We start from the raw sequence: 15,576 nt of genomic DNA, 5'->3' as shown, positions 1-15,576 counted from the left end.
GTGATCGCTATGTGGCGCTATCGAACCTCAGGTGCTTCCTAATCAGGCAGGAGACCCAGGGCGCGCGCCCGCCGATAGAAGGTTGCTCGGGACATTCCGAGGTTCCGTGCGACTTCGGCGGCTGGCTCACCGCTGTCTATGAGGCTGCGAGCGTTGCGTATTCGACTGTCGGTGATGATCCGCGGGCGACCGCCCAAATTTTTGCCGGCATTGCGGCGTTTCGCGATCGAGTCGAGTACGCGCTCTCGCTTGATTTCATGTTCCATCTGACCGAGTGCGGCCATGATCGTGAACAGCATGGAACCCATGGGTGTTGCCGTGTCGACGTCGCCGCCGCCCAGGTTCAGTACGCGGAGGCCGGCGCCGCGGCCGCGGAGTTCTTCAGCGAAGGCAAGCATGTTCTGTGTCGATCGCCCCAGCCGGTCCAGAGTCGTGATGACGAGAGTATCGCCCACCTTGAGGGCGTCGAGTGCGCGGTCGAAGTTCGGCCGTGAGGCGCGAGCACCGGAAACGCCGTTGTCGACGTAGAGGTCATCACGCCGGACACCAGCGGCCAGAAGGTCCAACCTTTTGCCGGTCGGTGGATTGCTGGCGCGTTGATACGCGCGCGTAGCCGATCAGTTTCGTCACGATGCTCCTGGGTGTCTCATAACTAACGGTTAGTGTCGCGATTCAAGCAGGAGGTTACGCGACGTAGTTAAGAGACTCGCCGAGCCCCATAATTCCGCCAGTGTTGATGGGGTCTAAATGACGCTCGTGAGACGTCTCATATCCCTAGGGTTTCGAGACGCTTCGAACAGAATCCGTCCATGTCGTGCGAATCGCTGGGTTTGTGTATGCAGAGGTGCATTAGCAGCCGGCCTAATTTCCCTGAATTAGGTCGACGAGGTCCTGGGCGCTCTCATCTGGCGCAAGAGCGATTTGCACCTGGTCACCCGTCGAGACGTCCATGACGCGGACCGCCGCTTGCAACTTGTCCCCGATCTTTATGAGTAGGCGTGCCGAGTCCCCTGCCCCGACGGCCTCTTCCGTGAGCTCCTGCCAAACTTTCGCGCCGTCATCGTTGAACGTCACGTCGACCGCGCTCTGCCCGTTCTCCGCGACACTGGAATTCTTGACGCCGGCTTCTTGGAATGTGGAGGGAAGCAGCACGCTGTCGCCGTTGACCAACACGCACTGAGAGTCCGACCCCGCAGTGCAGGTGTCCGAGACCGCCATATCGATAGTTCCCCCTGTCCCCGACGATGCCTCGTCGGCACCAGCGGAAGACGAGCAGGCGCTAAGCGCAAGCAGTACAAGTGCGGCCAAGGTGAGCCTTGATGTTCGGAAAGACATGATCGTCCGTTCTCTGGGTGGGATTCAATGGCCGACACAGCCCCCACTGCGACCGTAAGGCTCCGGGTAGCTAAGCGCCAGCATCTGCTAGTTCCCGCGGGCTGGCACGCCGCCCCACTTTGGGCCGCAGAGAATCTCGGGCCACATCGACCACAGCTACGATTCCTCGAGCTGGTGTCGACACCTCAGAACAACTTCCTCGCGTCTCGTAACTCACGTGTCTTGCTACCCATGGGCGGCTTCAAGGGGTCGTAGCAACACCGTATGAGTGAGGTGTTGGTGATGGCGTCGAGAGTGGTCATGAAGGATCGCGAGAACCTGTTCTGGGATCGGGTTCGCGAGGGCATGTCGGCGGCGGCCGCATGTGAATCTATGGGAGTGAATCGCAAACAGGGATACCGGTGGATCAAGGCCGCCGGCGGACGAATACCCGTCCCGGCCGTGGCGTCGTCAGGGCACTACTTGGGCCAGGAAGAGCGTCTGCGCATCGCGGATCTGCGGCTGGGCGGCGCCGGCGTTCGCGCGATCGCACGGGATCTGGGGCGCTCCGCGTCGACCATCAGCCGGGAGCTGCGCCGCAACTCCCACCCGACGACGCGCAGCTACCGGCCCTATGCCGCGCAGAAACGCTGCGTGATCCGAGCGGGCCGGCCCAAGCCGAGCAAGCTCGACGACCGGCTGCTCGCTGCTGTCGTCGAGGAGCGGTTGCGGAAGAACTGGAGCCCGCAGCAGATCAGCGACGACCTCGCGGTCGTGTTCGCCGACCAGGCCGAGCTGCAGGTCTCGCACGAGTCGATCTATCAAAGCCTCTACGTTCAGAGCCGCGGTTACGTCGGAGTGCGCCTGCACCGGCACCTGCGACGGGGCCGATCCGCCCGGAAACCACGGGGCACACAGCTGAACGCGCCGGGCAAGATCCGCGACAAGGTGATGCTGAGCGAACGGCCCAAAGAGGCCAACGACCGGAAGGTCGCCGGTCATTGGGAGGGCGATCTGATCGTCGGATCCGCCTCCGGATCGGCAATCGCGACTCTCGTTGAACGCACGAGCCGGTTCGTCGTCTTGGTGCATCTGCCCAATGGCCACAGCTCCGGCGCACTCCACGACGGACTCATCAATGCACTGGACGGTCTGCCGGTACTGCTGCGGCGCTCATTGACGTGGGATCAGGGAACCGAGCTGGCCCGGCAGGTGGACATCACCACAGCCACCGGCGTCCCGATCTACTTCTGTGATCCCGGTTCACCCTGGCAGCGTGGCTCGAACGAGAACACCAACGGCTTACTGCGCCAGTACTTCCCGAAAGGAACCGATCTGAACGCCCACAGCGCTCAACGCCTCCTCGAAGTCGCCACTGAACTCAACCATCGGCCCCGCAAAACCCTCAAACGGAGCACCCCGGCCGACCTGCTCAGCGAGCTAGTCTCGAGGAAGGAATTAGCCCCTGTTGCTTCCACCGTTTGAAACCGCCCATGGGTTTCGAGACGGCGGAGGAGCGCCCGGCAGGGATCGCTCGATGAAGAGAACGCTGACGACTAGCGTGTGACCATGAGTGAGTATCGGCGCCCCGCGATCCCAGTAGGGATCTATCGCGACGAGCAGGGCATCCCTATCGATTACGGCAATCGTTGGGGAGGGCAGTCCCCACCCGAAGACGCTTATTCGCGTCTAACTCATCTCGAGCGCTTCGCGCCACTTCACGACGTCGCCCTCGCACTCGTCGAGTGGTTGCGGAGCACTTTCGACGTTGACGTCGAGAAATCATTGAACGCCGCTGCCGACCTTTTTCTCCAGCCGCGAGATGTTGTTCAAGTAGTAAGGATCGTGCCACGGGAGCATGCAGCGGCCCCGCTCACCTTTGTCCTCTCGCGGTTTCCAGGTGTATTTCTCCACGCGGGTTCCCTACACGATTTCCATTTCCCCGCGTGCGGCTGCGACGCATGTGACGACAACGTCACGGAACTGATAGATCAGCTCGAATGGACCGTGCGTACCGTGGTGTCCGGGGGCTACTCAGAGAGCTTCGCGCCAGTGTCGGGCGATTGGATCGCATATCGGCTCGATGATTTGGGCGGTGGGATGCAAGCCGGGCGCACAAGCACCCAGGAGCTCCCCAACGAGCGGGTGGTGGCTGCGCGAACTGCGATACCGGCTTCGGGCCAGTGGAACTCCTGGCCATTACGCCCCCAACGCGATGCCAACGCCGTCCCCTGACGCGCGAACCCAACGCATCGACGAAGGTAGCTCTGGCGAAACCCTTGGGATGTGGGGTCACCCCGCGGCCCTCGGAACTCACCGACCAATGTGTGATTAGTCTCGTAACCAAGGTGCCTCATAACCCATGCGATCGAAAATGGTTCCAGCCCTGACCGCGACACCGAGCGATCAAAGAGCACCGCGCTACACCACCACCAGGGCTTGACCTTACAGGGCGGAAATCGCGAACGAATTTCCCGATGTAGTGCAAAATTAGCTCGTGCCACGTCACTTTCGAATTTTCGCAGCGTCACCCTCAGATGTCGCTGCAGAACGACTAGCGGTATTTGAAGTCATTAGTAGGCTTCCTTATGATCCCCTTCTTCGCGGCCAGATCACGCTCGAGCTCGTGTCTTGGGATGGGCCGTTCGCAGCGATTCCGCTCTTGGCTTCGATGGACCCCCAAGCGGCAATAACCGCAGGGCTCCCGAAACCTAGCGAATGTGATTTTGTGGTGGTGATCATAGGAAGACGGCTTGGGACACATCTAGGCACGGAATATGCCAAAGATGACGGTCGCCTGGTTACCGGTACCGAGTGGGAATATGAGGACGCCCTCGAAGGTAATCATGCAAATGGAACACCGGAAGTGCTTGTTTATCGTCGCTCAGGCTCGTTCAACGTTGATGTGAGTGACACTGCGCAGGTCCGCATCGTCAAGAAACAGTTCAAGCTGGTCCAAAATTTCTTCGTTCGGATGCGCTCCGAGAAACAGGGCTACAACGATTACAGCGACCCTGAGGATTTCGCTACGCAACTGACAGGCCACCTGAAGGAATTGATCAAAAGAGCGAACGTTGCGCCGCCGTCACCTGAGGAGTTGATAAAGAGCGCGCTTCGAAACGAACTGCCGCTTGATGGGATCAACTTCGAGGACATTGAAGCATTCTCTTTTGATATAACTTCAGAGCCGAATCTGCGGGGTCAAGTTGCTGATCGAATAACCGCTGCGGTCAACAACAACACAATGACTGTCAGAGCAGACCGTCTTGTTTCCATGGCGAGAAAGCTCATGAAGGATCAGACAAGAACCGTGGCAAAAGCTGGCGTAAGACTCGCGCTTGCGCTGATCAACCGAGACGACCTCGACGTGGGTGCACTTTCTGAGGCTGCGGTCCATGAGCACAAGGAAGTGAAAGCACTTGTAATAGCGTCACTGGAGCCCTTCAGCGGAAAGCCCGTGTTAGAAGTGCTCAGTCACATCGGCAGTGAACTCTCGTACTGGAAGCCCGTACAGGCCATGACTGTTCTTGTTGAGCGAGAGAGCATCAGGCTCAATGCCGCGGAGAGGGAAGTATCAATCAGAGTGTTAGATTCGCTGCTCAGTAATCCCGAGCAGTCCACCACTCAACGCCGTCTGATGGAGGCCGCCAGGGAACGCATTTCTACCAGATAGAGACTAATCGACCGATTGCCGCAATCGCGTTCGAGACCATCATGAATACGCCAGCCCCGACGGCTGCATGACTAAAAACAGACACCTCACCATGCAGCAGATCCGTTGGGCCGTGCGGGATGGCGGCACTGCCCAGGTCGGTTCGAGTTCCTCCCACAGTTTTCGTTTTCCAGTACGCCTACGGTGGCGCAAGATTTTACGAATGGACGCGATTAACCGGCGTCGAGAGCCCGCAAACGACCTACCCATGAGACGCCTCGTAACCCATGGGTTACAAGACGCTGACTACCGTTCTGAGCTAGCGACGGCAACCAGGTCGATGCGCCAAATAGTGATCAAAGAATGCCGCCACAAAGCACCCAAAGTCACACCGGAATGACGCGGCCAATCCGCGTCCGATAGACCCGTCCGAAATAGGTTCCGGTGAACGGGCGGCGGTTTCAAGCGGTGGAAGCAACAGGGGCTAATTCCTTCCTCGAGACTAGCTCGCTGAGCAGGTCGGCCGGGGTGTTGCGTTTGAGGGTTTTGCGGGGTCGTTCGTTGAGTTCGGTGGCGACTTCGCACCGCCGGCTGCTCGCTAGAGTTGGCCGATGACCAACGTGCGATACCCGCGTGCTCTCTCACCTGGCGATCAGATTTCTGTACCAGCCCCTTCAATGGGGGTTCCAGCGGACCTGCACCCAAGACTCGACCGAGGGGCGCACGACCTCGAAGCACGGGGCTTCACCGTGGTCGTAGGGGAATTCGCTCGGCGTGACGGTCTCGTACCCGCTCCAGCCGCCGAACGGCGATCGGAGTTAAGCGCTGCGTTCGCCGGCCCGGCCCGTGCGATCCTTCCTCCGTGGGGCGGCGAGCTGGCGGTAGAGCTCGTAGAGGAACTTGACTGGTCGGCACTCGCTGCCGACCCCAAATGGTTCGTCGGCTGGTCAGACATTGCCACGCTGCTCATGCCACTCACCATCACAACAGGTGTTGCAACCATCCACGGAGCAAACCTGATGGACGAGCCGTGGGAGTTGCCAAAGGAATTCCGACGGTGGACCGAAGTGGCGTCCATGTCAGTGGGGACGTCCTTCACACAGTCCTCGGCGCCGCGACGGAGGTCACGGCCGTGGGGCGCTTGGGCGGATGAGCCGCTCACCCGCGATGCAGCCTACGAAGCGATAACTACCTGGCGAACGCTGGGCAACGACCGAACCACGCGAATGCGTGGTCGCCTCATCGGCGGGTGTCTGGAAACTGTCCCTCTGCTCGCAGGCTCACCTTTCGGTGACGTTTCTGGCTTTGCAGAGCGCCATGCCCCCGAGGGCGTAATCGTTTACCTTGAAGTGGCGGGTGCAGAAGCTTCGACCGTGCTGCGCATGCTCTGGTCGTTGCGTTTAGCCGGGTGGTTCACATACGCCAAAGGAGTTCTAATTGGACGCACGACCGCCCCTGCAGTTGACGGTCTCACTCAACGCGACGCGGTAGAGAGAGCGCTAGGGGATCTGGGCATTCCCGTCATCGTAGATTTTGACATTGGCCATCAGCCGCCGCAGATGCCCCTTGTCAACGGTGCCCTTGCGGAGATCGAGCTGATCGAAGGACGCGGCCGAATCACCCAGCACCTCGTGCCATAGCCCGCTGTCGCCGTCACTGGGAGTCACACTCCAATGTGTCTTGCAACCGTTGTGACTCACATCCCATGGGCGGTTTCAAGCGGTGGAAGCAACAGGGGCTAATTCCTTCCTCGAGACTAGCTCGCTGAGCAGGTCGGCCGGAGTGTTGCGTTTGAGGGTTTTGCGGGGTCGTTCGTTGAGTTCGGTGGCGACTTCGAGGAGGTGTTGAGCGCTGTGTGCGTTCAGATCGGTTCCTTTCGGGAAGTACTGGCGCAGTAAGCCGTTGGTGTTCTCGTTCGAGCCACGCTGCCAGGGTGAACCGGGATCACAGAAGTAGATCGGGACGCCGGTGGCTGTGGTGATGTCCACCTGCCGGGCCAGCTCGGTTCCCTGATCCCACGTCAACGAGCGCCGCAGCAGCACGGGTAGGCCGTCTAGGGCGTCGATGAGGCCGTCGTGGAGTGGGGGCCCGATGATCGCCGGGTTTCACGCCCACGTGTGAACGGTCGACGGCTTGTGGAAGGCAACCGATGGGCACCTTCCTGAGCACGTTTCTCGTAGATTCCGCGGAACTTCCGGAGCTACCCGATCGTGTTCGTTCGGCCGGGCCGGTGCCGCTTTCGTCGCCATCGCCTGTCGGCGATCTTGCCGCAGACAGCATCGTAGCGACCAAGTTCATGGCCTCGCTGCTGCACTTTGTCCGCACGGGAGCGCGGGACCCGAAGGACCCCACTTCGTGCATGGTGAAAACGCTGCTGCGGCCCCTGACCGGCTCACCCGGGTCTGCACCGGTTTCCCCGATCAGTGGAGACGGAGCCACACGCTCCATGGACTGTCGGCGGTCTGTTAGCGTAACCATTGTACCGCTGTGTTCACCATGCTTGAGGGAAAGTCATCTTGGCAATCATCAACGAGCCCTATCCGGGCCGGACGACTTTTCTCCGCCTCCGACCCTCGCCATTCTCGCTGCCGGCGGGGCGCTGGCCCTCAGCGGCTGCAGCGGGGGTCGCGGCGCAGATTCCGAGACCACCGACGCACGACTGCTCGACTATTCCGGAATCGCAGCAATGAACGTCGACATGGGTGAATCCATGAGTGGTTTGCGCTTCGGCAGATCAGTCCACCTGACGGTCACACTCGAACCCGGCTACGTCATCGACGACGCGAATGCCCTGGTGGACTGGCTGATTCGAACCGGCTGGTCGGTCAACCACGACAAAATCAACGGCGGCGTCATGATGACCATTCGGGACGCGGAAGGCGTGCCCGTCGCCAGGGACTACTGGCGGACCGCCATGAACCGGTTCGGGCTGCCTGATTCGGCGACGTCCGAGTTCAAAAAGGCCAACTACGAAAAAAGGCGGAATCGTCGGTGCACGCGCACAAGAGCTTGAAAAGCTGATCGGTCCCTGGCCGGCGGATATCCCCGAGTTCACCGACGTCCTGATCGTCACGGGGTGAGTTGATGAGAGCACCGAGAATGCAAAAGCATTTCCGCCCAGTGGCACTCGCCACTCTGGCCGTTGTTGGCGCACTGCTCCTAAGCGGCTGCAGCGGAGGTCGCGGCGCCGACGCCGAAACCACCCAGACACGCCTGCTCACCTACCCCGGCATCGCCGCCTCGCGGGTCGTCGTAGGGGACTCGATGAGCGGCTTCACCGTGAGCCGATACGTTTCCCTCTCGGTCACGCTCAAGCCTGGCTTCGTGGTCGGTGACGCCGACGCGCTCGCTGACTGGCTGTTCCGAACCGCTTGGTCGGTCAACGACAAGAAACTCGACGGGGCACTGGTCAGCGTTCAGGCGGCGAATGGCGATCCGGTCGCGTGGGACTACTGGCCCGCTGCCCTGGAACAATTCGGGCTACCGCAGTCGGACGACCCGGCGGCCAGCCGGTCCGATTACGAGGTGACCGGGATCGTCGACGCCACCGCGGAGGAACTCGAGAGTGTGATCGGGCCCTGGCCGGCGGACATCCCCGAGCCCACCGACGACCTGATCGTGACGGGCTGAGACGATGAGTGCACCGAAAATGCAAAGGCGCTCCGGCTTACGGAACGCTATTTAGGCCTATGAACGTGGCAGCAGGAAAAGAGACGACGAATCCGTCGTCCGCCTGCTCAGGAGCCCTGGCTACCAGGGCGCCACTGTAGTCGCCCCATCCAACGGTCCCCGGCCAGCTAGCCAGGCCATGACTAATTGCCGCTCACGGGAAGTGCCGATCCGGTCGGCCGCGGTGGCGAGCAACACTCACGGTTGCTAACGTTCGTGGACGGATCTCAGTATCGCCACCGCCTTGGGCTTGGTTTTCACCTCCCTGCCTGCGCTGTCGTATGGCGCAGCAAAGAATCATCAAAGCACTCGTACCGCAACCCCCTCGACGCTTCATCCGTTTGACCGTCTCCGCCGCGCCCATCGCCTTATGGGCGCGACGGTCCCCCGTGCCCGGTCAAGGTTCCTCCTACGGACTCATTCTTGAATCGTCTGACCTTGTCCAACCACCGAGCACAGCGTCGAGGATCTTCGCCGTCACGGGGTCGACCAGGTCGGCCGTGACAACGTAGCTGTTTCGAGTGGTCTGCTCGTTCGCATGGCCGAGCAGTCGAGATGCTCTCGTGATACCGGCGGCCCGCTCGATGAGCGTTGCAGCGGTGCGTCGGTAGATATACGTGGTGTACTCCTCGACATCGACTCCCAGTTTGACTAGGTTTACGCGCTCGTCGGCAATGAACGAACAGAGCAAACGCTCGTAATTGCTGACGCTCAGTGTACGGCCGGACTAGGTGGCGAACAGTGACGCCTCGGGGTCAGGTTCGGCGAGGGCCAGTCGGCGGCGAACGGCCGCTGCGGCCATCGATGGGAGAGCGATGCTGCGCCGTTGTCGGGAGCGCTTCGGAGAGTCTTTGCGATGGATCCCTTCCGCCTTCGTGCTGACAATGGTTCCGTTGACGATGAGGGTCGGAGGCAGGGTCGTCATGTACACGTCGCAGCGACGCAGGCCGAGGCATTCTCCGATCCTTATCGAGGTGCCCAACATGATTTCCATGCCGTCGATCAAGATCCGGTAGTTGGGCCGCGGACCATCCTCCCGCGTGATTCTCCACTGCTGCATGAGTTTGCGGATGCTGGCGATTTGCACCGTGGTGAGTGTCGACTCCTTCTTCAGCGTTGTCGGCAAGCGCTGAACGTCGCGCACAGGATTAGCACCCATCGCGTGGTCGCGCACGGCGTAGCCACAGATGAGACTCAACACCGCGCGCGCGTGACGTGCCTTCGAGATCGATTCCTCCTCCAGAATTTCTTGGACAATGCGGTCGCAGCGCCCGACGGTGAGTCGGTCAAGCTGGACTCCCCCGCACCGCGGCAGGATAACCAGTCGCGCTGTCGTCTCATACGATTCATAGGTCGAGTCGGAATTTGTCAAGGTGAATGAGGCCAGCGTGAGTTTAGGCGGCTAGTTTCGGTTCGGCCTCCGCGACTGCGAGTTCGGCGGGTTGGTTGATCCAGGCTGGTCCGGGCAGGGCGAGGATCTTTGGTGTGGCGCTGTTGCTGAAGCGTTCTGGGTTCTGCGCGCGGGCTTTGGCTAGGACCTTGGCGCGTTCGATGGTGCGGCCCGCGGCAAGTCCGTAGTGAACGTCGGCGGGAGTGTTCAAGCCGATGCCGGTGTGGTGGTGGGTGTGGTTGTAGTCCTCGACGAAACGGCTCATGAACAGGCGTGCTTCGCCGAGGGTGCCAAAGCGTTCCGGGAACACCGACGCGAACTTCAACGTCTTGAACCACGCCTCGGAGTACGGGTTGTCGTTGCTGACCCGAGGCCGCGAATGCGACTTCGTGACCTCCAGATCGGAGAGCAAAGCGGCCACGGTCTTCGATGTCATCGACGTGCCCCGGTCCGCGTGAACGACGTGCAGAACGCCGTGGATACCGAAGGTCTCCTTCATCATCTCCAGCGCAAGCTCACCTGATTCTGAGGCGTGAACGTAGGCGCCGACGATGTAGCGGGAGTAAATATCGATCATCACGTAGCAGTCGAAGTAGCGGCCCTTGACGGGCCAGGCGGCGGCGTCCCTTGACGAGCTTGTTCGCGGCCAACACCCGGTAAATCGTGGAGATCGACGCCAAATACACGCCCTGATCCAGCAGTCGGGCATAGATCTGGATCGGCGCCAGATCGACCAACTCGGGCGACGTGACCAACGTCAAGATCTGGGCCCGCTCAGTCGCGCTGAGCTTGTTCACCGGCACCACGACTACGCGTCGAGTCGGGGTTTGCACGAGTGTTCGTGTCGCGGTCGCCCGGGAAACTCCGGTCAGGCGCGCTGCGGTGCGGGTCGGAATGGTCGCGGCGGTGAGGTCGCGGTAGACGGCCATCAGGATTTCGCGTGCGGGGGTTCGTCCCGCGAGCTCTTGGACAACTGCTCCAAGAGCTCGTGTGCTTTTCCCATGATCGTCAGCGCCACTTCCGTGGTCGCTAACCGCTGCTCAGCCTGCGACAGCTGCCGGCGCAGCTTGGCGATCTCGGCTTGCTCTGCGCTCAACCGGCCGATCTTCTCGCCGGGCTGTTTGCCCTCGAGGACTCCCGCGTCGCGCAGCTTTCGCCACTCGGTGATCTGCGAGGAATAGATGCCCTGCTCCCGCAAATACGCGCTGCCCTCGTTGCGGGTGATGGCGTCGCCATACGCGGCCAAATGCTCAAGCTTCTGCGCCGGCGTGTACGACCGGCGGGGCGTGGGACCACCGGACCTGGGGCCGGGACTGCTGTTACTCATGGAACTATCGTCGCGCACGACGATCACGATGGGCTGGACATGATCGGGGACTTCCTGGTTCTCGCCCTACATCAAACGGCGAACTTGCTCTGAGCTGCTGGCCTCACCTAACCCTGACACGTAGGGGTGCCGCTCCGGTCGCGAGCTGGTAGACGTACTGCTGCGGGCGCATGACCCTTTGGCCGTCGCCTTCCTTGGTCCAGAATCGGCCGTAGCCGTCATCGGCTATTGCGCCGGTCCAGATCCAGCAGTCATCGGTGGCGGGGCATTTGACGACGTGGGACCAGAACCGTTCGGGCTCTGTAGCTTTCAGTTCTCCCCGTCATGGCCTGGGTCTAAGCCGTCTCTTTCACTTCATCGAACCAACACACGACGCCATTCGCAGCTTGGGCCTTGCCGACCAGGTCGGCCGTCTCCGAGGCGGAGGCCGCCGCAATTTTGAGAAGAAGCGTTACCTGCTCGCTGGCACCGGCGACCGTAGCGGGAACACCGTAGAGACTGTGTCCGTCTGTGCCATTGCAATGGGTGCCCTCGACTGTATCCCTGTGCCAGGTCGCCAAGTGTGTGTAAACCTGAGCAAGCGACTGCTGTGCGACTTGAAGGACTCCCAGCAGCTCGTACGAATCAGAGGGGCGCGGCACGGTTCGCGTGGCATGTGCAAGCGACCGGGCGACCTCGGCCAGCTCATCCGCAATCTCGATCTGTGAGCCGTCTTCGTTAGCTGACATTGAGTCTCCTGGTCGATAGTTCTAATGGGTGATCTGGTGCACGCGCTGATATGAGACGCCAAGCACTTCGCCGATATCGCGGATCGTGTAGCCGTCCGTCTCTTGGCGGCGCGCGACAGCGCGCCGGAGCCGCCCGCGGAACAGTATTTATCCGGACACAGAGGTATCCGTTCCTCGGGCTAGGCGCTCTGTCTGAGCGTGATACTTGGCATGGCGCTCCGCTGTTTCAATGATGATCGACCAAGGCGAGCCGTCACGCCTCGATAACATCGCCGCGTTTTGCCAGACGTATAGCCACAGGCCGCACATGGCCTCGTCGACCGCGGCCGGGGACTTCAGGTAGTGATTGCAGATCGCAAACGTCGGAACACTCAACTGATCGTAAATCAGGCCGAACGCAGCCTGACTGCCCGAAGCCATACTCAGCATCAGCTTCTGTTGATCGGATACCCCGGTCAATGGCGTCACCACACTATTCCGCTTCGAACGCCCACATTGCACATCACTGCGCTACACAGAGAACCTCCGCTGCTGGAATGCGTCGGCTCACGGCAGCCGAGAAGCAAAAGGTTGTGACCGGTCGATCTACACCCGACGCCGGTTGAGGTGCCAGGCCCGTAGCACGCGCCGCCGGCCCGTTCCGGCCCCACTCTTGCCGTAAAAACCACGCCCTTTAGAGGGACGTGACCCGACTGCAGCTGAATTACCGTCGACATGAACGCTGCAGTATTTCCTCCTGCTGGATACAAAACCGAATTCCCCCAGTTTCCCCTGACGCTGCCGGTATTTACCGACGGTGCACCGATGCGTGCACTGCCCTGCACACAACTCACCGTACTCCTGGGCCCATTGAGAGCCCTTCCGATCGAGACTGACGTCAACATCAACGGCGATCAGCTCGTCGATGTCGACCAGAGCAACAACTGGCATCTCGATTCAGGTATCCCGGCCGACGAACAGACTGGCGAGGCCACCTATGCCAGCGACGACCTCGACCGCAACCATCTCGTCCGTCGCCAGGACCCGGTCTGGGGCGGCGCCGCAAACAACCAGGCAAGCTAGGGCCGACACCTTCGCCTACACGAAAGCCGCCCCGCAATCCGGTCATTCAACCAGTCGAAATCGGCGGCAATCCCCCGCCACTTGAACCCTCCCGGAGGCTCCAGAGGCCCACCATGAATATCGCCAGCCTCACCGGACTCGACCTGGCCGATCTGTCCAATCTGTCCGAAGCGGACGCCTGGGAGCAAGTTGCGAACGCTCAATACTCAAAACGAGGCGGCAAGCTAGGCGCGCCGTGACCGTCGAGAACTGCGCACCGCTGATGGAGCGCAGCCAGGATTTGACAGAGCGTCGCGTCAGGGTGTCAGCTATGGGCAAGCGCGGGTTTGAGTAAGAAGACACTCGCGTGCAGGAGCGCTCATGAAGCTACACAGCCACGTCGTCCTAAGCCACGTCGCCCAATGACCATCATTGCCACTCCGCGCCAGGTTTTTGACCTGGTCGACTCTTTGCTTTCGGACACGTGGCCCGTTCTTGACCAGGACGCCGTTGCTCTCCTCGAGAGGCACTCCTGCGACGTGCTCCTCGCGCATCGGAACCGGGAGCGCGCGGTTCGGGTAGGGCGTTGGCACTGCCCCGAGCTGGACGTGTGGGGTGCGTGGACGGCATGTCCCCCGCACGGGATCGGGCTCAGCGTTTACCTCCTAGATACCACCGCAACGGGCCCAACTATCTCGCCAGGCTACGGCGCCCTCATCAACGAGTTCACCACTCGGCTGGGAGCACCGGAGATCATCGACCGCAATCCCCGCAGCCCGCACACGATGTGGAGTCGAAACCACCTCGCCGTAAGCGTGGACTCATACGCCCAAGAACAACAGTGCCCCCAAATCAAACTATCCATCCAACCAGTTGCAACAGCCCTCCCCCACGAAGTCAACAACGCACCCCACCACCTCGATAACCACCACAGCCACGGCAATTGAAGGCTCGGGATGGATTCGACCCCAGCCAGTGGACATCTACCGGGGTGCCTATTTCCGTGGAAGCCGCTCAGGCCCGGGTACGCCGCCGTTAGCTCTCTTTTACATTGGGGCTGCGGCATCAGCTTTCATCTGGGTGCCCTAGATAGAAGATTCTCTGCAGGCTGGAGTCGTCGGCCGTGGGCTGGCGGCTACAGCTCGGTAGGGTATCGGCCTGCCAGCCGGACAAGCCCAGTGTCCTGTGGGATGTGCACCTCGACGTAGATAACGAAGTCGCAGCCCGACGCATTACTCTCAGTCCATGCCACGACCCGCTCCGGCGTCGCCTTCAAGTCCGCGACAAGAACGTTGCCGACCGACGTGCCGGCCGCAAGGCAAGCAACCCTGGACTTTTAGTTCAGGCGAGGGCGCTCAAGCGAACCTTTCAATCGTTCCATCTATAACGAGAGCCCGTGATGCACGACACCATCAGCGATGTCATGCAGCTTCGAACTGCTGGCGCGCGCGTAGGTGCGGAGCAAGGAGAAGGCTGCATCAATGGACACCCCGTGGCGCTGCGCCAAAACACCTTTAGCTTGCTCGATGAGTATCCTGCTCTTCAGCGCTTGCTGTAATTGACCGTTCACCGTGCCTTGATTGCGGATGGTTTGCTGCTGGACGAGGCTGATCGTCGCCACTTGAGCCAAGGCCAACGCCAACGCTGCGTCCTGGTCGCTGAACGGTTCGCGGGCGGAACTAAAGAGGTCAAGGCTCCCGAAAGTGTGACCGCGCAGGCGCAAGGGGAAAACATGCGCGGCATCGAATCCCTGCGACAGGGCAATCGCAACAAACTGAGGCCACCGTCCGGATTCTTCGGAGAGATCAGAAACCTCTACAGGTTCCCCGGAAGCGAAGCAGTCCAGACATGGGCCTTGATTGTAACCAAGCTGAGCCTCTTCGACCTCGCTCGTACGCTCGTTCGAAGACGCCACAACGTGAAGAACACCACCGCTATCGGCTAAGAGAATTCCGGCGTCTGTCGCCGGCGTGAATTCGGTGCTGGCCTGGACGAGGATGTCCATGGTGTCGACGACGTCGCGGCCCGCACATACTGAGTCAGCGAGGAGCACAAAAACGTCTGCAAGATCAACTTCGCGTTGTGAAGACGCCATGCATCCAGAGAGTATAGTGCGATCACGCCGGCCGTAAAGGGGTTGCGCTCCACAGCCAAAGGCCCTATGTGGATCATCGAACTGTGCTGCTGGTTCAGACTGGCTCATCGAGCTGAGCAGTCCCGTTCGTCAGCCCAGCGATCCACGACTGAACAGCCGCAGTCCCCACCAGCACGCCCCTGTCCTCACCGAGCCCGTTCACGGGCAACCCGTTGAGGGTCCTATCTGACCGGTATCAGAACTCAATCGCTAGACGATCGTGCAACAGCCTTGAGCGATCCAAGAGACGTCGACGGTCCGTGATCTGCAGCGATCATCCCTATCGACGTCACTTCTTTCGGCGTACTTCCCGCGCCTCAC

The 15,576-nt window shown here is 60.9% G+C and carries 14 protein-coding genes and 3 pseudogenes; 8 read left to right on the top strand and 9 right to left on the bottom strand.

Annotated elements, in window-relative coordinates:
- Positions 1–38: 38 nt before the first annotated feature.
- Positions 39–630 (bottom strand): annotated as a pseudogene (locus E3O60_RS02710) (recombinase family protein).
- A gap of 231 nt (positions 631–861) precedes the next feature.
- Complete coding sequence (locus E3O60_RS02705) at positions 862–1,173, bottom strand: hypothetical protein (RefSeq protein ID WP_134480602.1); 312 nt, start codon at positions 1,171–1,173, stop codon at positions 862–864.
- Positions 1,174–1,617: 444 nt separating this feature from the next.
- On the opposite strand from E3O60_RS02705, the gene E3O60_RS02700 reads away from it, so the two are divergent.
- The 4 genes from E3O60_RS02700 to E3O60_RS02685 all read left to right on the top strand — a co-directional run bounded on the left by E3O60_RS02700 (position 1,618) and on the right by E3O60_RS02685 (position 6,606).
- Positions 1,618–2,799: an IS30 family transposase gene (locus E3O60_RS02700; RefSeq protein WP_241993194.1), complete on the top strand. Its 1,182-nt coding sequence runs from the start codon at positions 1,618–1,620 to the stop codon at positions 2,797–2,799.
- An 84-nt stretch (positions 2,800–2,883) separates the two neighbouring features.
- Positions 2,884–3,549 (top strand): DUF6226 family protein, encoded by a 666-nt coding sequence (locus E3O60_RS02695; protein ID WP_134480604.1) that lies wholly within the window; start codon positions 2,884–2,886, stop codon positions 3,547–3,549.
- A 262-nt stretch (positions 3,550–3,811) separates the two neighbouring features.
- On the top strand, positions 3,812–4,987 hold the full coding sequence (locus E3O60_RS02690) for a hypothetical protein (RefSeq protein WP_134485936.1): 1,176 nt from the start codon (positions 3,812–3,814) through the stop codon (positions 4,985–4,987).
- A gap of 590 nt (positions 4,988–5,577) precedes the next feature.
- Positions 5,578–6,606, top strand: a complete 1,029-nt coding sequence (locus E3O60_RS02685; RefSeq protein ID WP_088458294.1) for a S66 peptidase family protein — start codon at positions 5,578–5,580, stop codon at positions 6,604–6,606.
- Between the two features lie 75 nt (positions 6,607–6,681).
- Here the strand turns inward: E3O60_RS02685 and E3O60_RS02680 are convergent.
- Positions 6,682–7,069: pseudogene (locus E3O60_RS02680) on the bottom strand (IS30 family transposase); the annotation flags it as partial.
- A 46-nt stretch (positions 7,070–7,115) separates the two neighbouring features.
- Between E3O60_RS02680 and E3O60_RS02675 the strand changes: the two are divergent.
- Both E3O60_RS02675 and E3O60_RS02670 read left to right on the top strand, forming a co-directional pair.
- Positions 7,116–7,979, top strand: coding sequence for a hypothetical protein (locus E3O60_RS02675; RefSeq protein WP_134480606.1), 864 nt, complete (start codon positions 7,116–7,118; stop codon positions 7,977–7,979).
- A 107-nt stretch (positions 7,980–8,086) separates the two neighbouring features.
- Positions 8,087–8,596: a hypothetical protein gene (locus E3O60_RS02670; protein ID WP_088458295.1), complete on the top strand. Its 510-nt coding sequence runs from the start codon at positions 8,087–8,089 to the stop codon at positions 8,594–8,596.
- 766 nt (positions 8,597–9,362) lie between these two features.
- On the opposite strand, the gene E3O60_RS02665 is transcribed toward E3O60_RS02670, so the two are convergent.
- The 5 genes and pseudogenes from E3O60_RS02665 to E3O60_RS02640 form a co-directional block, all read right to left on the bottom strand.
- Positions 9,363–10,007: a hypothetical protein gene (locus E3O60_RS02665; RefSeq protein WP_134480607.1), complete on the bottom strand. Its 645-nt coding sequence runs from the start codon at positions 10,005–10,007 to the stop codon at positions 9,363–9,365.
- A 22-nt stretch (positions 10,008–10,029) separates the two neighbouring features.
- Positions 10,030–11,352, bottom strand: a pseudogene (locus E3O60_RS02660) (DDE-type integrase/transposase/recombinase).
- Positions 11,353–11,687: 335 nt separating this feature from the next.
- Positions 11,688–12,080, bottom strand: coding sequence for a hypothetical protein (locus E3O60_RS02650; RefSeq protein ID WP_088458178.1), 393 nt, complete (start codon positions 12,078–12,080; stop codon positions 11,688–11,690).
- Positions 12,081–12,101: 21 nt separating this feature from the next.
- The gene (locus E3O60_RS19060; RefSeq protein ID WP_370448631.1) at positions 12,102–12,224 is read right to left on the bottom strand and encodes a sigma factor-like helix-turn-helix DNA-binding protein; all 123 of its coding nucleotides are present in this window, start codon (positions 12,222–12,224) and stop codon (positions 12,102–12,104) included.
- A 3-nt stretch (positions 12,225–12,227) separates the two neighbouring features.
- Positions 12,228–12,551, bottom strand: a complete 324-nt coding sequence (locus E3O60_RS02640) for a hypothetical protein (RefSeq protein ID WP_088458179.1) — start codon at positions 12,549–12,551, stop codon at positions 12,228–12,230.
- 243 nt (positions 12,552–12,794) lie between these two features.
- On the opposite strand from E3O60_RS02640, the gene E3O60_RS02635 reads away from it, so the two are divergent.
- Complete coding sequence (locus E3O60_RS02635) at positions 12,795–13,142, top strand: DNA/RNA non-specific endonuclease (protein ID WP_088458180.1); 348 nt, start codon at positions 12,795–12,797, stop codon at positions 13,140–13,142.
- Positions 13,143–13,255: 113 nt separating this feature from the next.
- Positions 13,256–13,381 (top strand): hypothetical protein, encoded by a 126-nt coding sequence (locus tag E3O60_RS18965; RefSeq protein ID WP_255416815.1) that lies wholly within the window; start codon positions 13,256–13,258, stop codon positions 13,379–13,381.
- Positions 13,382–14,502: 1,121 nt separating this feature from the next.
- On the opposite strand, the gene E3O60_RS02630 is transcribed toward E3O60_RS18965, so the two are convergent.
- Complete coding sequence (locus E3O60_RS02630; RefSeq protein ID WP_166788940.1) at positions 14,503–15,216, bottom strand: GAF and ANTAR domain-containing protein; 714 nt, start codon at positions 15,214–15,216, stop codon at positions 14,503–14,505.
- Positions 15,217–15,576 lie beyond the last annotated feature (360 nt).

Source organism: Cryobacterium sp. TMB1-7, assembly GCF_004402435.1.
GTDB lineage: Bacteria > Actinomycetota > Actinomycetes > Actinomycetales > Microbacteriaceae > Cryobacterium > Cryobacterium zongtaii.
This window is presented reverse-complemented; position numbering and strand designations above follow the sequence as displayed.